The sequence below is a fragment of the Syntrophorhabdaceae bacterium genome (assembly GCA_028713955.1).
Lineage (GTDB): Bacteria > Desulfobacterota > Syntrophorhabdia > Syntrophorhabdales > Syntrophorhabdaceae > UBA5609.
Genome location: JAQTNJ010000031.1, coordinates 1 through 20,746 on the forward strand (window position 1 = coordinate 1; position 20,746 = coordinate 20,746).

Sequence of the window (20,746 nt, forward strand, 5' to 3'; positions counted from 1 at the left end):
CACTATCCACCTCAATAACACCAAACCGTGAGGCCTCTGCGATATCGACCTCTATGGCAGAAATCGTTAAGTCTGCCTTCTTTTTCTGGTGATGCCTTATAAAATGACCATAATCCATTTTATAGATATGGTCTCCGGAGAGGATGATGACATGCTCACCGTCAACCTGCTCGAGATGGTACACATTCTGGAAAACGGCATCGGCTGTTCCCCTGTACCAGTCTTCTCCTACCCTCATCTGCGGGGAAAGGTGCGATACGAACTCGCCAAGTTCAGGGTTCAGTATGCTCCACGCATCCCTTGTATGCCGCATGAGTGAATGTGATTTATATTGCGGCAGAACAAAGATCTTCCTGATGCCTGAGTTAACACAGTTGCTCAATGTAAAATCGATTACCCGGTATTTACCGCCGAACGGAACAGCCGGCTTGGCCCTGTCCTTCGTCAATCCGTAAAGGCGGGCGCCGATACCTCCGGCGAGGACAAACGCAACAGCGTTATGAATAAGTTTTGATTTCATCGTCTCTTTTTACATTAATAGCACAATACAGATAGGAATCAATAAAAATTGCATAATTTCCTTGAACAGATATAACACTTGTTGTATTGTCAGAATATATAAAAAGATGGATATCTATAGCATTCCACCATTGCTCAGCGCAATCATCCTCTTCATCCTTTTTCTCATGGGGGTATTCAAATCAAAACAATCCCCCATCAACCTCCTCTTTTCGCTCATATGCCTCATAGGTTGTTTTCTCAACATTGACAAGACGATCCTTACAGTCATAGCAGATGAAAAACTTGCTATTCAAATAAGCAGGATTGACCACATCTTCCTGGTTTTTATTATCCCCCTCTATCTCCATTTCACCCTGTTGGTAACGGGGTATAAAAAGTGGCTTCCATTCATAAAATATTTCTATATTGTCTCCTTCCTGCTTTTGCCTTTGACCCGGCATCCACAGTATTTAACCCACGTAAAACATTATTTCTTCGGGTTTTTCGCTATTTCCGGACCTTACTTTTATTTCTTCGGTATCCTCAGTACTCTGAGCACTGCCGTGTCGCTCTATCTCCTGGTAAGGAAGCTGAGAGAAGAGACCACATCAATAAAAAAAACGAGGATAAAATATATCCTCTTAAGCTTTGGACTTGCCGCCTTTGTAAATCACTTCGATATCCTCACCATGAGCGGATACGCAATGTATCCGCTGGGAAATTTTGTTTTTGTCCCCATGTGTCTGCTGGGATATTCCATACTCAAACACGACGTCATGGAGTGGAAGATATTTCTCAACAAAGGGATTGTCCTTTCTACCCTTCTTCTCATATCCACAGGTCTCTTTGTCGGGCTGGAGGTATTGTTAAAAAAGCTCTTTGACACATCGATGCACACTGATGTGGTTTATATCATTGCGATGATCCTTACCTTCTTCCTCATCTATTTTTCCAAGGAGCGGATCCAGGACTTTCTCGTGCAATTTCTGCAACAGGAATTTATTAGAAACAGGAAGGCGCTCAGGGATCTCAGTTTTGCGATATTGACGCTCCATCATATTGAAGACATCAAAAAAACTATTACTGTAAAGTTATCGAAGCTGTTCGTGCTTCAACAATGTGTCATTAAAATGGTGCCGAAGGTTGACGAAACAGAAACGGTCAGCGCCTTTCAGGAATCCGATACATTGTGGAACGACGGATACCGGTTGTCTATTCCGATACATTCAAAGGCATACCCTTCGTATCTCCTGCTGGGAGAAAAAGGGAACATGAGCCTCTACACGGCAGAAGAGGTGGAATTTCTCGCGATCCTTGCAAACCACACTGCCCTTTCCTTCGATAATGCGAAGGCATATAAAAAGATCCAGGACTTTTCGAACTCCCTTGAAAAACTTGTCGATGAAAGGACAAAAGCCCTTATACAGAGCGAAAGCCTTGCCGCTGTCGGAAGACTCGCAGCGGGCGTTGCCCATGAATTGAACAACCCCATCGCGGGCGTTATGAGCACCCTGGAATTTTATATAGACCACCTGGAGGAAAGAAGTGATATCCGCGACGACCTTATCTTCTCCCTCAATGAGCTCAGGAGGGCAAAGGATATCGTGAAAAGCCTCCTCGACGCTTCACGCCAGAAAGACGAAACAAAAGACCTTGTCGACATCTACAACCCGTTGGGAGATGCGCTCAAGATCCTCTATAACCAGTATAAAAACAAAAAGATCACCATAACAAAAAATTACAACGCGCAATACAGTCTGGTCATGGGTAATGGTCCGAGGTTATGCCAGGTGTTCATCAACATCATTAAAAATTCTATTGACGCCATAGGCGACAGGAGCGGCAGGATAACGATCGACATCTTCAATGAAGACAGGCTGCCGGATCAGGCACAAAAGCGGGAAGGTCCTGTGCAGTGGTTGGTGTGCAGGATCTCCGATGATGGTGAGGGCATTGAGACAAAGCATGTAAAGGATATCTTCAAACCGTTTTTTACTACAAAACCCCAGGGCAAAGGGATTGGCCTCGGCCTCTTTATCGTTCATGAGATCATCAAGGATCACAAAGCCACCATCGTGGTGGAGAGCAACAGGAACAAAGGAACAACATTTACACTTTCTTTTCCCTGCCGGCAACAATGATTGTATACTCCCCTCTCAATTCCTGAGAGTCAAGTCTCGCGATCAGCTCTTCGATACTGCCCCTTAAAACCTCTTCGTACATCTTTGTCATCTCCTTGAAAAGCACCGCCTCACGATTGCCCCACTCTTCATGGAGCATATGGAGCGTTTTCATTACTCTTCTTGGCGATTCGAAAAAGATGACAGGATAGGGTATTAATGCCAGCTCATTAAGAGCCTTTTTCACCTTCGATCTTTTTTGCGGTAAAAAACCAAAGAACACAAAACGGTCCGCAAAAAGTCCCGAAATGGACACCGCGCTTACTGCCGCAGATGGCCCCGGTATAACACGCACGTTCAGTCCCTTTTCATAGCAACGTTTTACAATAATGTTCCCCGGGTCTGAGATACAGGGCGTTCCTGCGCTTGTAATTAATGCACAGGATTCCCCACGTTCTATCCGTTCCGTGATATTCCTTGACTTCCTGTCCTCGCTGTAGCTGTTAATTGAAAGAATGGATTTATGGATATCGAAGTGGTTGAGGATCTTTAACGCCCTGGCGCTGTTTTCTGCCACAACAAAATTCACGTCCCTTAAAACCTCAACAGCCCTGATTGTAATGTCCTGCAGGTTGCCTATCGGTGTTCCGACGACATAGAGGATACCGTTCATTGTCATGGTTCCCAATCATATTACAATGCAAAATCCTTGACAAGAAGAAAAAAGTTATAGAGAATAAATATATGATTTTAAAAGCAATTATAATACTCATCGTTTGTCTTTTTCCACAGTACGGGTTTTCTGCGGTCTATGGCTACGAAGATGAGCAGGGGACATACCATTTTACCAACATGATTCCCGTGGGAAAGAGGTTCCACGTTGTTATCCCTGAAAGGAAAAGGTTCATCTTGCCAGACAATATCGATAACGACTCGTACGACAAGATGATCAGGCATCACTCGAGTGTCCACGGGGTGGATCCGTCACTGGTCAAGGCGGTGATGAAGGCGGAATCAAATTTTAATCCTAACGCAGTCTCACGAAAAGGAGCTCAGGGCCTTATGCAGCTCATGCCGGATACGTCAAGGCTGATGAGAGTGGACAACCCCTTTGATCCTGAAGAAAATATCAGGGGAGGTGCGAGATACCTCAAGCTTCTGAATGAAATCTTCGAGGGCAATCTCGAACTGGTTCTTGCCGCATACAATGCAGGCCCTCAAAAGGTCAAGGAACATAATATGAATGTTCCCCCCATAGAAGAAACAAAGACATTTATAAAAAGGGTCAAACACTACTACAACAAGCTGAAAAATCCAAATGAAGGCTAAAGACGAGAAGATGCCTCTCTGGACGCTTCCGAACAGATTGAGCGTCATACGAATACTTTTCATACCTCTCATTATCATATTCATCGAGAAGGGCTTCTTTTTCACTGCCTCTCTCCTGTTCATTATTGCGGGCATCACCGACGGGCTCGACGGCTTTATGGCAAGAAGGTTGAGTCTGGGAAGCAAGTTCGGTGTGCACCTTGACTCGATTGCAGATAAGCTGCTTGTCTCCTCGGTGTTGATTGCCCTTACTTATTACAGGCTGGTACCGCTCTGGGTAACGATCATTCTCGTGGGGAGAGAATTTATCATCAGCGGGCTGCGGTCATTTTATGCAATGGAGGGGATAGCCATTTATCCATCCTTCCCCGGTAAACTAAAAACAACGCTCCAGATCGTCGGAATATCCTGCGTGCTCTTTCATCCTCGTCTTCAGGAGGCTGGTCTCTATATCATATACGCCGCGCTCTTTTTCAGTATCTTTTCAGCCGGGCATTATGTCCTTGCAATATTCAGATCACAACCCCCTGAGGAACAAGAAACCTCTTCCTCTGAGCATACCGGACTGGAAAACAAAGACTGATCTATTTACACAATCCACATTTATTGCATCTGCTCTTCTGCCCATCATCCGTATAGGCGCCTGTAACACCTGACAGGTTTTCCATGTAAACCTTCTTGCCCTTTCTCCCTTTCAGATATACGTAATCTACAGGGACCTTGCCCAGACCTCCGGTAATATCAACGGCATACTGTGGCATGGCCAGACCGGATGCCTTTGCCCGTAAGGCCTTCATGATCCGGATACCCCTTTCAAGTCTGACCTTGAAATGCTGTGCCCCCCTTACCTCATCGAGCTGGAAAAGGTAATAGGGTTTCACTCCAGCCGCCACAAGTGCTTCAAAGAGCTTCAACAGGATATTCTCGCAGTCATTGATGTTTCTCAGAAGTACGGTCTGGCTGATCATGGCGCTGCCGGCATTTCTGAATTTCTTCACATTTTCAAGAAATTCCAGGGTTACTTCCAGTGGATGGTTTATGTGAAACACAATCCATAATGGTTCATGTTTTTTCAATATCCGGAAATGTTCCTCTGTCATCCTTACGGGATCAACAATCGGCATCCTTGTACTGATCCGGATTGTCCTTATGTGTTGCATTGTTCTCAATCTCGATAGAATATCATCCAATAAGCCTGGCTGGATCATGAAGGGATCACCGCCGGAGAGGATGATCTCCCGGATCGTTGTATCGCTACTCAAATATTTGAAGGATTCCTCAAAAAATTCTCCCGGATCCCATCCTTTTCCGACGATCCTTTTCCTGTTACAGAACCTGCAATACATGGCGCATTCTGAGCTTATCAGAAAAACAGCCCTACCGGGATACCGCTTCATCAAAACAGGTGTGATCGAGATATCATTTTCTTTCAGTGGGTCATCGTCCCCTTCATCCTGCAATTCTTCCGTGGACGGTATTGCCTGCCGCCGTATTGGGCAGAAAGGGTTATTGTTTTCCATAAGTTTGAGATAAAACAGAGGTATTCTAAGGGAATGGATTAGACAAACCTGTTTTATTGTATTTTTCTGGTCTGGATCTAATGATATGAACTTCGATAGCGCTTCCGCGCTGTAAACAAAAGGGAGGGTATGGAAACTACCCTCCGCATCGTTTATTAATAACTCACTGAGCCGGGACGAAATGGGCTCTTCTGTTCTTTGCCCAGCATGCCTCGTTGTGTTCAGTGCAGAGAGGTTTTTCTTTGCCATAGCTGACTGTCCCGATTAACTTTCCATTTGCACCGAGATTGACGAGGAAATTCTTCGTCGCATCAGCCCTTTTCTGTCCGAGGACGAGGTTATATTCTACCGTGCCCCTTTCGTCGCAGTTTCCCTCAATCTTTATCTTCTTACCGGAGTTTGCCATCATCCATTCATAATTCTTTTTCAGGGTCTCGGCATCGTTCGCTCTGATGTTATATTTATCAAAGTCAAAGTTGATGTCTTTGAGGGCAACTGCTGCCGGTGCTGCTTTTGCTACCGGCATTGGTGCCTTTGCTGCCGGCGATACTGCCTTGGCCGCCGGTGCTGCAGGCGCAGGAGTCTCGCCTTTCATCTGCTGATAGAAGCAACCACACCCGCTTAACGCAACTACCATAACCGCAACCATTAAAACAAGACCAAATGATTTAATTTTCATGCTCCACCCCTTCCTTCATATTTGCAGGGTATACCCCCGTGGGGATATACCCTCCATATGCAAGCGTTACTTTTTCACTGGTGCTGGTGCTGCCTTCTCTGGCGCTGCCTTCTCTGGTGCTGGCGCTGCCTTCTCTGGTGCTGGTGCTGGTGCTGCTGGTTTCGCCTCTTCCTTAGGTGCCGGCTTCGGCGGTTCCTGTGTTGGTCCGCATCCCATTAATGTAGCTGTCGCAAAAAATGCGACGGCAACAAATAACATAACAAGCTTCTTCATCTACTGTCACCTCCTTTCGTTATTATTCTTAAACCTTATAAAATACATATATAATAACATTCACAATAAGTAAATTAAATTTTTTTAATAATAACATCTTTTTTTATAAAATCAACATCTTCCTTTGCACAAAGATCATTGCCCGGGTTCAACGCTGTTGCCGTCCCACAGGCTACGCCCTGTATAAGGGCGTCCTCGAAGGTACCGCCCTTGCTTAATACGAACACAATACCTGCCAAAAGCGAATCCCCGGAGCCGATAGAACTCCTTACCTTCACCTTTGGTGGTGCAACATGGAAATTCCCCTTTCCCGATATACCTACAACCCCCCTTGCCCCCATGGATACAACAATATATTCTACAATATTTTCATAAGGTTTTGCATATTTTACTATCTCGTCGATCTCAACAACATTTTTTTTCACAAGCCGGCTGAATTCGTAGATATTGGGTTTTATAAGGTACGGCCCGGCATCGACCCCTATCCGTAAAGCCTCCTCATCGGTATCGAGAAATATCCTGACATTTTTTCCCTTTAATGTAGTAACAAGCTGCGCATAAAAACCCTCATTCATACCAGCCGGGACATTGCCGCTTATCACCACGATACTATTCATCGGTATTCCCTGGATTTTCCTAAAAAAGGCTGCACTTTCCGTCTCATTGACAGAGGGTCCTTGCGTGCTTAATAAGGTCTGGAGTTTCTTTTTTTTCTGGTAAATGATGATGTTCGTTCTTATTTCATCGTGGAACTCTGTGAAATCACAGAGAATACCTTCATTGACAAGCCTGCCTTCCAGTTCCAGACCGTTATATCCGCCAATGAATCCGAGAGCGATGCTCTGACCGCCAAGCTCCTTGATAACCCTTGAAACATCAATTCCTTTGCCGCTTGGATACCCTTTCTCTTCAATAACCTCATTAACATCATCATACATGAGTTCTTCTACTTCTATAATTCTGTCAAGGGATGGACTTAGGGTAACTGTATATATCATTTCACGTATATCTCCTGATTATTCTATTAAATAAAACAAAAAATCGCTACAAAATATTTTCTATATTGTTTTTTTCAGCCCTTTGTGTTATTTAGTCAGATAAAGCATATCAGTAAGGGGGATGCTTTTTACGTATCACAAAATCGGTGTCAAAGCCGTAATAAAGAATATTATCGCCTTGTCGCTTCTTATCATGCCCTGCGAGGTGTCCGGTGCAGCATTCCTGATATACAATCAGGATGCAAGGGCAAACGGAATGGGAATGGCAGTAATATCATCTGTTGACAACCCATCAGCCGTATTGTATAACCCTGCGCAGCTCCCATACCAGAAAGGTTTTGGGGGTTCCGTTGGAGACACCTTTATAGTTCCCACAACCTACTTCGAAGAGTACTGTACGGGCCAAAGGACATATACAAAAACAACAACGCATCACCTGCCGGCGGTTTTTTTGAAATATACCAAAGAAGACCTTTCATTCGGCGTGGGGATATTCTCCCTCTTCGGTCTTTCCACGGAATGGCCTGGTAACTGGATCGGCAGATATACTACAACCTTCGCGGAGATTAAAACAACGTTTATCAATCCTGTTGTTGCATACAGGGTCAACGACTATCTCTCGCTCGGTTTCGGCATCTCACATGTACAAAGCTCGGTAACGATGAAAAGCGCGATCGACCTGAGCTCCTTCGGTCTTCCTGACGGGCATGCAAGCCTCAAAGGGGACGGGGAGGGTATTGCCTATAACGTGGGATGCACCCTTAAGTTACCTGCGAGATTCACCCTTTCCCTTACATACCGATCGGCAACGCCGATCAGGTATGACGGAAAGGCGTCACTGTATATGCCGTCTCCGCTTGCCTCCTCTGCCACAGGGGTCTCCACGAAGATTATCCTCCCGTTTCTCGCTGCCTTCGGAATAGCAAAAAATATAGGCCCTCTGACGATCGAAGGGGATATCCTCTACACCGGCTGGTCTTCTTTGCGGGGCTACAGGATCGCTTCGGACAACAAAACAGCCGATGCATACTATGGTAAAAACTGGACCAATGCGCCAAGCATAGCTTTCGGCTTCAATTATCAGTGGACAAAATACTTCGAGATCAGGGGAGGATATATGTACGATAAGACCCCTGTGCCGGCACAGACGCTTGGGCCTGAACTGCCTGATGCTACAAGAAATATCTTCACGATCGGGACAACAATAGGTGGTAACCATTTCAAGGTTGATCTTGGATACCAGGCAACATTTTTTGAAAAGGCCGGATCGACACGGAGCATTGTTCCGCTTAGAGGGACGTATGGCAGTTTTGCGCACCTTATTTTTGCATCCATTACTTACAACAGGTGACAGAAGCGGCGTATTCGGTTATCATATAGCAGCCGATGAAAAGTGATAATTATCTGCCGGTTCTGAGGAAGGGCTTTATCAACGGCATTTCCGTAACCTTCACCATGGTAAAGGTAATAGTGCCCTTCTATATCGTCATAGAGTTTATAAAAAAGACAGGTTTCATCGCCATCATAAGTGATTTTTTTAAACCTTTTATGCAACTCATTGGACTGCCGGGAGAGGCCGCTCTTGGTCTTATGGCCGGATACTTCATCAATCTCTATGCGGCAATCGCCGTGATCGCACCCCTTGAACTGTCAACAAAGGACATAACAATTGCAGCCCTGATCCTTGGGATTGCCCACAGTCTTCCCCTCGAAACTGCCGTTACAAAACAGACCGGCGTAAATGCCTGGCTTTTAATGTTTGTCCGGGTCTTTTTCAGTCTACTGTCAGGAGTGATACTGAACATTATATGGAAACTGTTCTCGTAGCCCTCAAAGATTCACTGGTATTATCCGGCAAGCTTCTTTGCATCATACTGCCTCTCAGTATCTTTCATGAATTTCTTAAAGGGAGGGATTCAAAGCTTACAAAGAAACGTTTTGCCTTCCTCGGGATATCTCAGAACGGCTTCATCCCCCTCGTGACCGGTGTTATCATAGGCCTTACCTATGGGGCCGGCGTGATTATCCATTCAATCCGCACGTCGAACGTCGGCAAAAAGGAGGCCTTCCTCATTCTTCTCTTTCTCTCGATCTGTCATGCCATGATCGAGGATACACTCATCTTTGTCGTCATCGGAGCAAACGGCTTCATCCTGATAGCCTTCCGTTTTGTCCTCGCCATAATCCTTACATACATCATCTACCGGAGCAGAATATTCAAGATACATGAGGGTGGAAAAGAGTAGATTACCAACTGATAGTATATCGTATATAGTATTTCGTATATCTAAGAAGCCTTAGAGGCTACTTTTGTAGTCCACTATATACGATATACTATCTACTATCGACTGGCTTTCTGCTTCTACTATCGACTATTCACTGTCTTTATGGAATTTCTGCCTGATCGTCGTGGCAAGCTCAGGCAGGTCGAGGGGTAATTCGAACTGGTCCTTTTCCTTCATGTTCCTTACAACGATCACCTTCTTTTCTATCTCCTCATCGCCAAGGATCAGCACGAAATCTGCGCCCAGACCATCGGCATACCGCATCTGGGATTTCAGGGATTTCCCCTCATAGGAATAGCGTAACGACAATCCCTTAGCAATAAAGGCCTTTGTCATCGGGGCGAGATAGGCCTTCGCCTTTTCCCCGAGATAGGCGAAGAAACAGACCGGTTTCCGGGTACCCTCCTCATTGCCTGCGAGGAGCGCCAGCCTCTCCATACCAACGGCGAAACCGATTGCAGGCGTCTTCGGACCACCCATCTCTTCTACAAGGTTGTCGTATCGTCCGCCTGCCGTAAAGGCCTTCTGGGCACCCAGTTCATCCGATGTGACCTCGAATACTGTTTTTGTATAGTAATCAAGTCCTCTGACAAGCCGTTTGTTCACAATGACAGGTACCCCGAAATCATTCATATGGGCGAGGAACCCCTGGAAATGGTCGCTGCACCCTGGGCAGAGATAATCAAACAGCAGCGGTGATTCACTACTGACTTCAATGCACTGCGTATTCTTGCAATCGAATATCCTGAGAGGGTTTCTGCGAAGCCGTCTCAGACAGTCCTCGCATAAGCGATCCTGCCTTGTCTCAAAATACGACACAAGGACAGCCCTGAACTCTTCCCTGCAAAGCTTACAGCCAACGCTGTTGACCTCCATTGTATACTTCTTTACCCCGAGGTCCCCCAAAAGGAGGGAGATCATCCATAAAAGCTCCGCATCGATGAACGGGTCATCTGTTCCGAAGACCTCTACGTCAACCTGATGGAATTCCCGGAACCTGCCCTTTTGGGGTCTTTCGTGTCTGAACATGGGCCCTATGGCGAATAACTTGCTTATCCTTTCTTTCGCGTACATACCGGACTGCAGGTATGCCCTGACAACCCCCGCGGTAGCCTCGGGTCTGAGCGTCAGTGAGTCGCCGCCGAGGTCGGTAAAGGTAAACATCTCCTTTTCCACGATATCGGTTGTGTCTCCGATGCTTCTTATAAACAGGTCTGTACTTTCAAGGATCGGGGTTTCGATCTCAGCAAAACCGAGAATATCGAGGTACCTCCTCGAGACGCTTTCTATGCGTTTGAACTTTTCGATGTCTTCACCGAGGATATCCCTGAAACCCCTTAATGTCCTTATCTTTTCCATTGTTCTCCGAAAATGTACTTAATTCATTTCATTAGTAACATAAATCATGGGGCAATTCAAAAAGTATTTCATAAACAGGCACGCTTTTGCTTATATGGCCAATTTTTATATAAGGCCGTAAGGGGATCAAGCAAAGCGTATTTCGTATTTCGTATGTCGTATATCGCAACGCAAAACAAATTCTGACGAAAGCAAACAGTTTTCCGTTGTCACTATGAGCGTCTTTACGGGGTTATCCCCTCACGATTTACGGTGTTTATCGCCTCACATTCTTTCAATCTCGATATACGAAATACTATATACGATATACCATGATTTATCGGTTACTTCCCATTTCCTTCAGCTTTGCCTCCAGTCTCATGGCCTCTTCGAGGATGATCCGAACATATCTGCCGTTCTCTGAATCAGGGTCAATCTTCTTTGCGAGGCGTTTCGCGAACCCCGCTACTGCGACGAGTGGATTTTTTATCTCATGCGCAACCGCCTGAAGGGTGTAGGTTACAGTATCTTTTTCTTCGGCCTTCACATCAAGCGCATCAAAGGATGGCAGAGACTGCCCCGTCCGGACCTGTGAGATCTTCTCTGAGATTGTGCCGAGTGTCCGGTTCGCCTTTTCCATGAGTTCCAGCATGTCTCTCTCTTTATTCGATTCCAGCTTCAGACTCCCCGCTATCTCATCTACCTGTTCCAAAGAGGTTATGATGCTGTCATTAATGATCTCATCGGAGATCCCAAAGGTCTCTCTTGCTTCGCTAAAAAGGACATGGAAATCTTCTTTACGGTGCAGCATCTTCTCAGATAAAACCCTCGCTATCTCACATACCCGCGCAAGTGGAGGAATTATATTGCTGCCTTCAATCCCTGTACTCCAGAATTTCTGGGTCTCAACGGTCCTGTCCGGAAACTTCCAGTGGCGCAGCGCCGATTCTCCTATTTCCCGGTGATTGATACCATAGTGTTCCTTCTCCCAGACCAGAAGTTTCTCAAGGGAATAAAAATCGATCTCATCTCCTTCGTTCTTATTTTTCAAAAATATATCAAAAAATATCAGGAGGCCGATCTCAAGGATGAGGCCAGCCAAAAAGGCTTCCTCGTCATTTAACATTTTCATATGTTTTGATATTGATTGAGCCAGCAATCCCCTGTAGAGCGAGATGCGCCAGAATTGCTCATAATCCAGGGCGCCTATCCTGCCCATCGGAAATGTATTTCTCAAAGAAAGCGATAGGGCCATAATCCTGAGCTGATGAAAACCTATTCGCATAATAGCCTGCTGCAATGTCGCAACAGGTTTATTTGTCCTGAAGAACGCGCTGTTTGCCATTCTCAGGAGATTGGCGGCAAGGGAAGGATCCTTTTCGATCAATGAAGTAAGGTCATTTACCGAACATGTATCATCCGAAGCAAACTCTACAAGCTTAACGGCAACAACCGACATTACAGGCAGCGAATAGCCCGATTCTATCTTTTCTAATAATTCCTTTTTTCTATCAGCTTCCATTCCACTTCCGGTCAATACTGTATTTATAGCAACGGCTGCCTGTCAAGACAACAGTATTTTTTTACGATCACCCGGAGATCGTTATTTAAGAAGGTTTTAGCAACAAGATTATTATTGACAACATCAGCATTTTTCTTTATTATACCGTTATCCCCGTTTGTATATAACGTTGTAAGGAGGAATCACTATGGTATGTTCAGTTATGCGAAGATTTCTTTTCCCGATGTTGGCAACGGCAATACTGTGTATGATGCCTTTTCTCGCAACAGCGCCTCTCTTTGCCGAAGAAATTATGGTCTTCGCCGGGGCTGCCAGCAAACCACCAACAGAGGAGATTGTAAAAACCTTTGAAAAAAAGACAGGCGTGAAGGTCAATATAACATTCGGCGGGTCAGGGTTTGTCCTGTCCCAAATGACGCTCGCGAAAAAGGGCGATATCTATTTCCCAGGGTCGTCCGATTATATGGAAATTGCCAAGAAAAAAGGGCTGGTCTTTCCCGAAACAGAGAAAAACGTGGTGTACCTTGTCCCAGCCATCAACGTCCACAAGGGACATCCTAAAGGAGTAAGGTCTCTTAAGGACCTGACGAAACCTGGCCTTCGCGTTGCCATAGCTAACCCCGAGGGCGTCTGTGTGGGTCTCTATGCGGTCGAGATCATCGAAAAGAACCTAAAACCGGATGAAAAGGCTGCCCTCAGAAAGAACCTCGTCAACTATACGGAAAGTTGCGAGAAGACGGCAACCGCTATTTCACTCAAAGCGGCGGATGCGGTCATCGGCTGGAGGGTATTCCAATACTGGGACCCTGAACGTATTGAGACAATACCGTTAAAAAAAGAGGAGATAACCCGCGTCGGTTACATCCCCATCGCGATTTCAAAATTCACCACCAACCGCCCCCTTGCACAGCGTTTCATCGACTTTATTCTCTCCGAGGAAGGACGGACGATCTTCAAGAAATACCACTATTTTATGAACCCCGATGAGGCCTTTACATGGATAGGAGATAAGAAACCGATTGGCGGGGAATACAAAGTCCCGGTGGAATGGGTCAAAAAATAGATAATATCGGAGTCAAAACACGGTTTCAAGAACATGAGGTGGGAACATGGATTATTACGACGTCCTGAAAGAGGAACTGGCAAGAATAGCTGGGCATATGATGGAAGAGAAGGTCCACGTCGTTTCGGCGCGGCCTCTTTCTCCCGAAGAGGCCATCGGTAAGCCGGACCGCACGGACTACCCGATCCTGAAGGGCAAGGAGGTCATGGTGGGAGCGGTTTTCAGAGATGCCAGGGGACAGGCCTTTACGGACATGCCGGGCAATTTCGAGGGTACCCTCCAGGACCTTTTGGATCTTGATCTTCGGAACAACTTCGAGCGGGCCGTGTTCATCGCAGGATTCAATGCCGTCATGCGCCATTTCGGTCGGGCATCGAATACGGTTCATTGCAGGGACGGTGAGCCGAAGGCGTGTGCGAAAGAGCTTCCCGCCTTTGTGGAGAGGCATTTCGGAAGGCCGAAGATAGCCTTTATCGGGTATCAGCCGGCCATGATCGAGCAGCTTGCCGGTTCATTTTCAATTCGCGTTCTCGACCTCGACACGGACAACATCGGAAAGGAGAAGTTCGGCCTGGTCATCGAGGGCCCGGAAGCTACAGAGGAGGTTCTTGCATGGGGTGACATCATACTCGCTACCGGTTCTACCTGCGTGAACGGCACTATTACAAAATTTCTCGGGAATAGACCGGTTATTTTTTACGGTGTTTCTGTTGCTGGAGTTGCGAAAGCGTGCGGGTTCGATCGTTATTGTCCGTACGCACATTAAGAGAGGAGCCTACTATGTGTAAAAAGATACTTTCCGCTGTTCTTTTTTTCTTTCTGTCTGTCTTCTTCATGACAGATTATGCAATCGGCAAAGAACCCCTGTTGATCTTCTGCGGCGCCGCCTTCAAGCGCCCCATGGAGGATATTGTCAAGCTCTACCAGCAAGAAACAGACACAAAGGTGGATGTCAACTATGGCGGGGTCGGCACGCTTTTCAGTCAGATACTGCTCTCGAAGCGGGGTGACGTCTTTGTCGTTCCCTCGCCGGATATTATGGGACGGGCAAAAACAAAAGGTGTCGTCATCCCTGATTCGATCAAAGACATTGCCTTCGTTGCGCCCTGCATCAATGTGCAGAAAGGAAATCCAAAAAATATTCAGACATTGAAGGATCTCACAAAACCAGGCATCAAGGTAGGACTGGCAAATCCCGAGATCGTCTATATCGGTGCCATCGCCGTAGAAATCATGGAAAAAAATCTCTCCACTGCAGAGAAAAAAGCAATTAAGGAAAATGTTGTTACCTACGTAGAAGATTTTAACAAGCTCGCGACGCTGATCGTGCTCAAGCAGGTAGATGCTATTATCGGTTTCCACTTCCTCGAGGGGTGGTATCCTGATAAGGTGGGGACAATAAAACTGAAAACGAGCGAGATCTCGCGAATAGGCGCCGGTCAGACAGCGGTGATTTCCTACACGGGCAACAGGACGGAAGCGGATAAATTTATTCTTTTTCTTTTATCCGAGGATGTGAAAACTATCTTCCGGAAGTACCAGTACTTCGGCTCAACGGATGAAGCCTTTCGTTGGGTTGGGGCCAGAAAAATCATCGGCGGTGAATTCACCGCCATTGAGGGATGGGTGAAAAAATGACCTTCAAGAAGCTCTCCATATTGTTGAGTTTCGCCGTATTTATCCTTTATGGAGGGCTCATTCTTTCACTCTTTTATTTTTACAATGGGCGGCTTTTTCTTGAGACGCTTACATCGGAGAGGACCCTCTTTTCGATACGCCTGAGCCTTTTTACCGCTACGGTGGCAACGCTTATATCGGTACTTTTCGCTATTCCTTCAGCATACGCATTGTCACGGTTCCGTTTTCCCGGAAGACAGCTGATCGACACTATTCTTGAGCTCCCCATGATCATCTCGCCGGTGGCGCTCGGCGCCGTTGTTCTCATCTTCTTCAATACCCCTCCGGGAATATTCATTCAGGAAAAAGGTATCCAGTTCGTTTTTACGATCTACGGGATATTCCTCGCCCAGTTTATTACCACCGTCGGGATCGCGATCCGTCTTATCAAGGCCGCGATGGACGAGATTCCTGTCCGGTATGAGGAAGTAGCGAGGACGCTGGGGGCGTCGCCGGCAAAGGCCTTCCTCACGGTAACGCTTTCCCTCAGCAAGAGAGGGATTATCGCGGCTTCGATCCTCACCTGGGCAAAGGCGCTTGGTGAGTTCGGGGCTACGATTACTATCGCGGGATCAATGGCGATGAAAACGGAGACGATCCCTATTGCTATCTTTATGCGCCTCGCCAGTGCGGATATCGAAGGAACTGCCGTGTTTGTGCTTATCCTTGTTGGTATCGGGCTCAGCATTCTATACGGTGTAAGATTTTTGACGGGAAGGAATGTACCGGTGTAGACTGTCGGAAACACAATAAGGATATCTCACATGCCGCGTATTGAACTGAAGAACATCACAAAACACATCCTGAAGGAGATTACCCTTACCGTAGAGGACAGGGAGACCCTCGCCCTGGTTGGACCGAACGGTTCAGGGAAAACAACAATACTCAATATTATAGCAGGGTTGACGGACTACAAAGGGGAGGTCTTTTTTGACGGCAGGAATATAGACCATATACCCCCTCACAAGCGTGGCGTTGGATATCTCTTTCAGGATCTGGCCCTTTTCCCCCACCTGACCGTCGCATCCAACATAGCATACGGTCTCAGGATACAGCATTATCCCGAAGAAACTATTACGGCGAGGGTCGATGAGCTGATGAACGCCCTCCATATCAAAAAGCTCCGGGAAAGATACCCGCAGGGCTTAAGCGGCGGCGAAAAACAAAGGGTAGCAATTGCCCGTGCCATTGCCCCTTTTCAGAAGATCCTCCTCCTCGACGAACCGACATCCAGCCTCGATACCCAGACATCAAAATATCTGAGGATAGAATTGTGTACTTTATTGAAGAAGCTCGATATAACAGCAATCTTTGTTATGCACGACCTCCTTGGAGCAGAGGAGGTAGCCGACAGGATCGCTATCCTTCACAAAGGCACCATTGAACAGATATCCAGACCGGGGGATATCCTTTTTAACCCGCAGACAAAGATGGTCTCTGAATTTATCGGCATGCCGAATATCCTGAATTGTGACAATTGCCGTGTCCTTTCCTCGGGCCTCATAGAGGTTGTCTCCGGCAACATGACGATCGTGCTTCCTTATGAGGGAAGCACGATAAGAAAGATTGCCATCCCGCCCCATGATATCTATATATCCGATACGAAACCACCTGGACCGGCTCTTAACCGCTACAGGGCAACGATTACCGAGATTGTCCCGCTTCGTTCGGTGGTAAGGATAAAGGTAAATATTAACGGAAGCAGTCTTTTAACAGAATTATCAATGGAGACCTTCGACGAGATGAACCTTGACATCGGCCAGGAAGTTTTTGTAATTATTAAGTTGAGGAGACTACGATACGTTGAGGAATTTGAGGATTCTCGCGAGTAGAAAAAAATGGATTCTCTGATCACCCGTTTCAAAAAGAAATTAAAGGGCTTCCCGAAGGTCATCAGGGAAGTCCTGTACGGATTCACCGCCTATGAGCTCCATCGCGATCTAAAAAAGGAAAAGGGGAATATCGATAACCTCTTCATGCTTGTCATCTTCGGAGACCTTGCAGGTCTGCCGCTACTCCCGCCCTACTATTCGATGAGACTCCTCCCTTACATCATTCCCCGGATCAATACATGGAAGAGGAGCATTTTAAAAGAAAGAGACATCACCGACGTCCTCGTTGAATAACATCCGCATTCAGCATACAACTTTCAGCTATCAGTATATTATCAAGCACGAAATCCTAAGCACCAAATCCTAAACAATATCAAAACTCAAATATCAAATGTCCGAAACAGATGCATGTTTCTTAACGTTTTTGAATTTTGAACATTGGAACATTAGAATTTGTTTAGTGCTTAGATATTAGAATTTCGGATTTCATTGCGATATACGAAATACGATATACGGTCTGTTATGAGCCACATTTCCCTTTCTTGACATTTTATGAGCATATGCTTATAATTATCTATGTCCAGACCAAAAAAATGCCGCTGTATTAATTGCTGCCCTGATTCAAACTATTTCAAACCGAAGGGTATACCGTTCATCCACCTGGAAGAGGTTTCCCTGAGCCTTGATGAACTGGAGGCCATCAGGCTTGCCGACCTTGAGGGATTATACCACGAAGAGGCATCAGGAAAGATGAACGTTTCAAGGGCAACATTCGGGCGCATCCTCGATGCGGCACGGCGTAAAGTGGCCGAAGCCATTGTTCATGGCAAGGCCCTGAAGATAGAAGAAGGCACTATTTCAACAGGAGGATAAAAAATGAAAGTCTGTTTTGCGGTACAGAAAGACGAAGGCATCAACAGTACAGTGTATAACCATTTCGGATCAGCGCCAATTTTCATCATGGTCGATACAGAACTTGATAAGACCACGATGGTCGACAACAAAGATAAAGACCATGTTCACGGCGCATGTAATCCTGTTATGGCCATTGGAGGACGCGACATGGATGCCGTGGTCGTCGGAGGGATCGGCGCAGGGGCAATACGCGGTCTTAATGCCCAGGGCATCACGGTGTATAGATCTATGGCGCCGACGGTAAAAGATAATTTAGATCTATTAAAGGACGGGAAACTTCCTGAGCTCACCATGCAGCACGCATGCAGCGGCCACCAGGGAGGCCAGGGAGGATGCGGACACGGCCACTAAAAGGAGGATACGATGCCGATATACGAATACAAATGCGAGAGTTGCGGCGCCATAAACGAATATCTGGTCTTTGGCGACAGCGAGGAGATTGCCTGCAAATCCTGCAACAGCAAATCACTTACAAAACTTATATCAGCACATAACACGGTAGGATCGAGCCAGCAGACAGGAACAATGCCCCACGGCGGTTGCTGCGGATCGCCGAATTCATGCGGGAATCCCGGGAGTTGCTGCTCCGGATGAAAGGCGGCTCATAGCGGAACACCCGTAAGCCGTAAATCGTAAGGCGTGAGTGGGAAAGGAGCAGTGGATAGTATATCGTATATCGAGATTGCAGAAAAACGTTCGGCGTTATTCGTTCGGCGTTCGGCGAGAACAACCGTAATTCGTGAGACGTAAGTGGAAAAGCACAAGGTGCGAGGAGTGAAGCGACGTAGCGACCTCATAGGGTATGAATTATCAATGAGATTGCCGCGCTCCGCTCGCAATGACAAAGTGCACGGCCTATCACCTATTACCCATCACCTTCCATTTTTCACGTTCTATAAGGTTCATCCATTCACGAATTACGATTCACGAATTACGAGGGTCTTTCACCTTTCACCTTTTACCTTTTACCTTTCTATATCCTCTATTCATTATCGACTATTCACCCGGCACGATGTTCATTATGATGGAGATCCGGGTTTATGAAAAAAGATACCAGATCATTCGATGTGGTTTGACAAGGTGGAGAAAGTGTTCAGCGACATTTCTATTGCGCATCTCTTCCTCTCCTTCCTGAGGCTCGGCCTCACGGCGTTCGGCGGGCCAACCATGGTGGCCTACATCGGGGAGCTGTCGGTAAAAAAGAAAAAATGGCTCGACCAGGAGACATTCAAAAACGGGGTAGCGCTTTGCCAGTCCATACCCGGCGCCACCGCCATACAGGTAGCCGCGTATGTAGGACTCAAGGTAAGGGGAGTTTTGGGGGCTGCCGCGACATATATCGGATTTGGTCTCCCGGCTTTTCTTTTTATGCTTATGCTCTCGTGGGCGTATATACGGCTGGGGAACCTTCCCTGGATCATATCCCTCTTTAATGGCCTCCAGGTTATCGTCGTGGCAATTGTCGCAAATGCTACCTATACATTTGGCAGAGGTACGGTGAAGCATTACCTTGATGTCGTTATCGCCCTATTGTCCGCCTCCGCTTTCTGGTACGGTATAAGCCCTTTTTTTGTTATCCTTTGCGCTGCGCTGTTGGGTATGATCGTCTTCAGGACGACACCATCAGGCAACTCCCATAGCACTGAAACGGCGCACGGAGCATTCATAAAACAGCTTTTCACGCCTGTCCTGATACTTGCCGCCTTTATGGCCTTGATCCTCATCGCAAACAGAGGTTGGTTTACCCTCGCGCTTCTCATGATGAAGATCGACCTCTTTGCCTTCGGCGGCGGATTTGCGTCAATCCCTCTCATGCTCCAGGAGGTCGTCAATGTCCGCGGCTGGATGGACAGCAAGACCTTTATGGACGGTATAGCGCTTGGCCAGATTACCCCAGGGCCGATCGTGATCACCGCAACATTTGTGGGGTTCCTCACCTATGGTCTCGCCGGCGCAATAATCGCAACCATTGCCATGTTTACTCCTTCCTTTGTTTTGCTCATATTCGGAGCACATGTATTCAGCAGGATGCAGCGATCGACCCTCTTTAACCGGGCAACAAAGGGCATCCTCGCTTCCTTCGTCGGTCTCCTTTTGTTTGTAACCATCAAATTCGCCGTTGCGGTCCCCTGGGATATACTGCGATTGGTCGTTGTCGCGGCTGCCGTTGCAGCCCTTTTAAAAAAGATCGATATACTCTATATCGTACTTGCAGGGGCCCTTTTTTCGATCTTCCTGTTGTAATTGGCAAAGGTTTTCGCATTTTACAAATCATATCAAAATATCACCCGCAAGCGGGGTACCCGGACGAAGGCAATGAAGCTGTATATATTTCGTAGCCCATTCTTGGGCGGGAAGGGGAGGCCGGGTACCCACGTAGTGGGTGTGGCTTTGCTTGTGGAGGGGGCAACCCCCTTACGGGGACAGGCGTAAGCCCCAGTAACTGCATGAAGGCGAATTGGTATTATGTGTTCCCGGATGGTGGCTGCTCAAGGCGATCCCGAATCATCTTCAGGATAACAAAGGACTCCCTCTCCCGTTCCTCCAGGTCACCTGTGATATAGACGATCGTTTCCCGGTAGTCCGGCATAAATATCTTGGAGAGTGCGTTGCATCGCCGTTGGGTCTTGCGAAGCTCCAGGGCCAGCCGCATCACGGCATTTTCCAGCTCTGCCAATTCCGCGATCAGGGGAA

25 protein-coding genes are annotated in these 20,746 nt (G+C 46.8%); 16 read left to right on the forward strand and 9 right to left on the reverse strand.

Features of this window, described 5'->3' with window-relative positions; translation table 11 throughout:
* The coding region (locus PHU49_04625; protein ID MDD5243280.1) for a sugar phosphate nucleotidyltransferase at positions 1 to 520 on the reverse strand (520 nt) is incomplete at its 3' end.
* Between the two features lie 106 nt (positions 521 to 626).
* Here PHU49_04625 and PHU49_04630 point away from each other — a divergent pair.
* Positions 627 to 2,642, forward strand: a complete 2,016-nt coding sequence (locus tag PHU49_04630; protein ID MDD5243281.1) for an ATP-binding protein — start codon at positions 627 to 629, stop codon at positions 2,640 to 2,642.
* On the opposite strand, the gene rsmI is transcribed toward PHU49_04630, so the two are convergent.
* The gene (rsmI, locus tag PHU49_04635; protein MDD5243282.1) at positions 2,611 to 3,300 is read right to left on the reverse strand and encodes a 16S rRNA (cytidine(1402)-2'-O)-methyltransferase; all 690 of its coding nucleotides are present in this window, start codon (positions 3,298 to 3,300) and stop codon (positions 2,611 to 2,613) included. The two genes, PHU49_04630 and rsmI, sit on opposite strands and share 32 nt — an antisense overlap.
* A 65-nt stretch (positions 3,301 to 3,365) precedes the next feature.
* Between rsmI and PHU49_04640 the strand changes: the two genes are divergently transcribed.
* Both PHU49_04640 and pgsA read left to right on the forward strand, forming a co-directional pair.
* Positions 3,366 to 3,950 carry a lytic transglycosylase domain-containing protein gene (locus tag PHU49_04640; GenBank protein ID MDD5243283.1) on the forward strand — a complete coding sequence of 195 codons (585 nt, stop codon included), beginning with the start codon at positions 3,366 to 3,368 and terminating at the stop codon, positions 3,948 to 3,950.
* Positions 3,940 to 4,533: a CDP-diacylglycerol--glycerol-3-phosphate 3-phosphatidyltransferase gene (pgsA, locus tag PHU49_04645; protein MDD5243284.1), complete on the forward strand. Its 594-nt coding sequence runs from the start codon at positions 3,940 to 3,942 to the stop codon at positions 4,531 to 4,533. Before PHU49_04640 ends, pgsA begins: the two co-directional genes overlap by 11 nt.
* A 1-nt stretch (position 4,534) precedes the next feature.
* On the opposite strand, the gene PHU49_04650 is transcribed toward pgsA, so the two are convergent.
* The 4 genes from PHU49_04650 to PHU49_04665 all read right to left on the reverse strand — a co-directional run bounded on the left by PHU49_04650 (position 4,535) and on the right by PHU49_04665 (position 7,420).
* Positions 4,535 to 5,719, reverse strand: a complete 1,185-nt coding sequence (locus PHU49_04650; protein MDD5243285.1) for a KamA family radical SAM protein — start codon at positions 5,717 to 5,719, stop codon at positions 4,535 to 4,537.
* Positions 5,634 to 6,149 (reverse strand): peptidoglycan-associated lipoprotein Pal, encoded by a 516-nt coding sequence (gene pal, locus PHU49_04655; GenBank protein ID MDD5243286.1) that lies wholly within the window; start codon positions 6,147 to 6,149, stop codon positions 5,634 to 5,636. The genes PHU49_04650 and pal overlap by 86 nt, the downstream gene beginning before the upstream one ends.
* A 66-nt stretch (positions 6,150 to 6,215) precedes the next feature.
* A complete protein-coding gene (locus tag PHU49_04660) occupies positions 6,216 to 6,422 on the reverse strand; it encodes a hypothetical protein (GenBank protein MDD5243287.1) in 207 nt (68 codons plus the stop codon).
* Between the two features lie 74 nt (positions 6,423 to 6,496).
* Complete coding sequence (locus tag PHU49_04665; GenBank protein ID MDD5243288.1) at positions 6,497 to 7,420, reverse strand: 1-phosphofructokinase family hexose kinase; 924 nt, start codon at positions 7,418 to 7,420, stop codon at positions 6,497 to 6,499.
* 121 nt (positions 7,421 to 7,541) lie between these two features.
* Between PHU49_04665 and PHU49_04670 the strand changes: the two genes are divergently transcribed.
* From PHU49_04670 to PHU49_04680, 3 genes are read left to right on the forward strand one after another with little or no spacing between them, the layout of a single operon-like run.
* The gene (locus PHU49_04670; protein ID MDD5243289.1) at positions 7,542 to 8,771 is read left to right on the forward strand and encodes an outer membrane protein transport protein; all 1,230 of its coding nucleotides are present in this window, start codon (positions 7,542 to 7,544) and stop codon (positions 8,769 to 8,771) included.
* 35 nt (positions 8,772 to 8,806) lie between these two features.
* Complete coding sequence (locus PHU49_04675) at positions 8,807 to 9,247, forward strand: nucleoside recognition domain-containing protein (GenBank protein MDD5243290.1); 441 nt, start codon at positions 8,807 to 8,809, stop codon at positions 9,245 to 9,247.
* Positions 9,229 to 9,666, forward strand: a complete 438-nt coding sequence (locus PHU49_04680; GenBank protein ID MDD5243291.1) for a hypothetical protein — start codon at positions 9,229 to 9,231, stop codon at positions 9,664 to 9,666. Before PHU49_04675 ends, PHU49_04680 begins: the two co-directional genes overlap by 19 nt.
* 126 nt (positions 9,667 to 9,792) lie before the next feature.
* Here PHU49_04680 and hisS read toward each other — a convergent pair whose 3' ends face one another.
* Both hisS and PHU49_04690 read right to left on the reverse strand, forming a co-directional pair.
* Positions 9,793 to 11,064, reverse strand: coding sequence for a histidine--tRNA ligase (gene hisS / locus PHU49_04685; GenBank protein ID MDD5243292.1), 1,272 nt, complete (start codon positions 11,062 to 11,064; stop codon positions 9,793 to 9,795).
* 316 nt (positions 11,065 to 11,380) lie between these two features.
* A complete protein-coding gene (locus PHU49_04690; GenBank protein ID MDD5243293.1) occupies positions 11,381 to 12,565 on the reverse strand; it encodes an HDOD domain-containing protein in 1,185 nt (394 codons plus the stop codon).
* A 187-nt stretch (positions 12,566 to 12,752) separates the two neighbouring features.
* Between PHU49_04690 and modA the strand changes: the two genes are divergently transcribed.
* The 10 genes from modA to chrA all read left to right on the forward strand — a co-directional run bounded on the left by modA (position 12,753) and on the right by chrA (position 20,296).
* Positions 12,753 to 13,628 (forward strand): molybdate ABC transporter substrate-binding protein, encoded by an 876-nt coding sequence (gene modA / locus PHU49_04695; GenBank protein ID MDD5243294.1) that lies wholly within the window; start codon positions 12,753 to 12,755, stop codon positions 13,626 to 13,628.
* A 46-nt stretch (positions 13,629 to 13,674) separates the two neighbouring features.
* Positions 13,675 to 14,394: a DUF364 domain-containing protein gene (locus PHU49_04700; protein ID MDD5243295.1), complete on the forward strand. Its 720-nt coding sequence runs from the start codon at positions 13,675 to 13,677 to the stop codon at positions 14,392 to 14,394.
* Between the two features lie 14 nt (positions 14,395 to 14,408).
* Positions 14,409 to 15,266, forward strand: coding sequence for an extracellular solute-binding protein (locus tag PHU49_04705; GenBank protein ID MDD5243296.1), 858 nt, complete (start codon positions 14,409 to 14,411; stop codon positions 15,264 to 15,266).
* A complete protein-coding gene (locus PHU49_04710) occupies positions 15,251 to 16,039 on the forward strand; it encodes an ABC transporter permease (protein ID MDD5243297.1) in 789 nt (262 codons plus the stop codon). Before PHU49_04705 ends, PHU49_04710 begins: the two co-directional genes overlap by 16 nt.
* Positions 16,040 to 16,069: 30 nt before the next feature.
* Positions 16,070 to 17,137, forward strand: a complete 1,068-nt coding sequence (locus PHU49_04715; protein MDD5243298.1) for an ABC transporter ATP-binding protein — start codon at positions 16,070 to 16,072, stop codon at positions 17,135 to 17,137.
* A gap of 6 nt (positions 17,138 to 17,143) precedes the next feature.
* A complete protein-coding gene (locus PHU49_04720) occupies positions 17,144 to 17,431 on the forward strand; it encodes a hypothetical protein (protein MDD5243299.1) in 288 nt (95 codons plus the stop codon).
* A gap of 282 nt (positions 17,432 to 17,713) precedes the next feature.
* Entirely contained in the window at positions 17,714 to 18,010 is a 297-nt protein-coding gene (locus PHU49_04725; protein MDD5243300.1) for a DUF134 domain-containing protein, read from the forward strand.
* 3 nt (positions 18,011 to 18,013) lie between these two features.
* Positions 18,014 to 18,403: a NifB/NifX family molybdenum-iron cluster-binding protein gene (locus tag PHU49_04730; GenBank protein MDD5243301.1), complete on the forward strand. Its 390-nt coding sequence runs from the start codon at positions 18,014 to 18,016 to the stop codon at positions 18,401 to 18,403.
* Positions 18,404 to 18,415: 12 nt separating this feature from the next.
* On the forward strand, positions 18,416 to 18,646 hold the full coding sequence (locus tag PHU49_04735) for a zinc ribbon domain-containing protein (GenBank protein ID MDD5243302.1): 231 nt from the start codon (positions 18,416 to 18,418) through the stop codon (positions 18,644 to 18,646).
* A gap of 495 nt (positions 18,647 to 19,141) precedes the next feature.
* Positions 19,142 to 20,296 carry a chromate efflux transporter gene (gene chrA, locus PHU49_04740; protein MDD5243303.1) on the forward strand — a complete coding sequence of 385 codons (1,155 nt, stop codon included), beginning with the start codon at positions 19,142 to 19,144 and terminating at the stop codon, positions 20,294 to 20,296.
* Between the two features lie 220 nt (positions 20,297 to 20,516).
* Here chrA and PHU49_04745 read toward each other — a convergent pair.
* On the reverse strand, positions 20,517 to 20,746 hold a 230-nt coding region (locus PHU49_04745; protein MDD5243304.1), incomplete at its 5' end, for a V-type ATP synthase subunit D.

What these genes read in the sequence shown, in the direction of transcription:
- PHU49_04630 (MDD5243281.1), top strand. Translation starts at nt 627, where the DNA reads ATGGATATCTATAGCATTCCACCATTGCTCAGCGCAATCATCCTCTTC.
- rsmI (MDD5243282.1), bottom strand. Translation starts at nt 3,300, where the DNA reads ATGACAATGAACGGTATCCTCTATGTCGTCGGAACACCGATAGGCAAC.
- PHU49_04640 (MDD5243283.1), top strand. Translation starts at nt 3,366, where the DNA reads ATGATTTTAAAAGCAATTATAATACTCATCGTTTGTCTTTTTCCACAG.
- pgsA (MDD5243284.1), top strand. Translation starts at nt 3,940, where the DNA reads ATGAAGGCTAAAGACGAGAAGATGCCTCTCTGGACGCTTCCGAACAGA.
- PHU49_04650 (MDD5243285.1), bottom strand. Translation starts at nt 5,719, where the DNA reads ATGGCAAAGAAAAACCTCTCTGCACTGAACACAACGAGGCATGCTGGG.
- pal (MDD5243286.1), bottom strand. Translation starts at nt 6,149, where the DNA reads ATGAAAATTAAATCATTTGGTCTTGTTTTAATGGTTGCGGTTATGGTA.
- PHU49_04660 (MDD5243287.1), bottom strand. Translation starts at nt 6,422, where the DNA reads ATGAAGAAGCTTGTTATGTTATTTGTTGCCGTCGCATTTTTTGCGACA.
- PHU49_04665 (MDD5243288.1), bottom strand. Translation starts at nt 7,420, where the DNA reads ATGATATATACAGTTACCCTAAGTCCATCCCTTGACAGAATTATAGAA.
- PHU49_04670 (MDD5243289.1), top strand. Translation starts at nt 7,542, where the DNA reads ATGCTTTTTACGTATCACAAAATCGGTGTCAAAGCCGTAATAAAGAAT.
- PHU49_04675 (MDD5243290.1), top strand. Translation starts at nt 8,807, where the DNA reads ATGAAAAGTGATAATTATCTGCCGGTTCTGAGGAAGGGCTTTATCAAC.
- PHU49_04680 (MDD5243291.1), top strand. Translation starts at nt 9,229, where the DNA reads ATGGAAACTGTTCTCGTAGCCCTCAAAGATTCACTGGTATTATCCGGC.
- hisS (MDD5243292.1), bottom strand. Translation starts at nt 11,064, where the DNA reads ATGGAAAAGATAAGGACATTAAGGGGTTTCAGGGATATCCTCGGTGAA.
- PHU49_04690 (MDD5243293.1), bottom strand. Translation starts at nt 12,565, where the DNA reads ATGGAAGCTGATAGAAAAAAGGAATTATTAGAAAAGATAGAATCGGGC.
- modA (MDD5243294.1), top strand. Translation starts at nt 12,753, where the DNA reads ATGGTATGTTCAGTTATGCGAAGATTTCTTTTCCCGATGTTGGCAACG.
- PHU49_04700 (MDD5243295.1), top strand. Translation starts at nt 13,675, where the DNA reads ATGGATTATTACGACGTCCTGAAAGAGGAACTGGCAAGAATAGCTGGG.
- PHU49_04705 (MDD5243296.1), top strand. Translation starts at nt 14,409, where the DNA reads ATGTGTAAAAAGATACTTTCCGCTGTTCTTTTTTTCTTTCTGTCTGTC.
- PHU49_04710 (MDD5243297.1), top strand. Translation starts at nt 15,251, where the DNA reads ATGGGTGAAAAAATGACCTTCAAGAAGCTCTCCATATTGTTGAGTTTC.
- PHU49_04715 (MDD5243298.1), top strand. Translation starts at nt 16,070, where the DNA reads ATGCCGCGTATTGAACTGAAGAACATCACAAAACACATCCTGAAGGAG.
- PHU49_04720 (MDD5243299.1), top strand. Translation starts at nt 17,144, where the DNA reads ATGGATTCTCTGATCACCCGTTTCAAAAAGAAATTAAAGGGCTTCCCG.
- PHU49_04725 (MDD5243300.1), top strand. Translation starts at nt 17,714, where the DNA reads ATGTCCAGACCAAAAAAATGCCGCTGTATTAATTGCTGCCCTGATTCA.
- PHU49_04730 (MDD5243301.1), top strand. Translation starts at nt 18,014, where the DNA reads ATGAAAGTCTGTTTTGCGGTACAGAAAGACGAAGGCATCAACAGTACA.
- PHU49_04735 (MDD5243302.1), top strand. Translation starts at nt 18,416, where the DNA reads ATGCCGATATACGAATACAAATGCGAGAGTTGCGGCGCCATAAACGAA.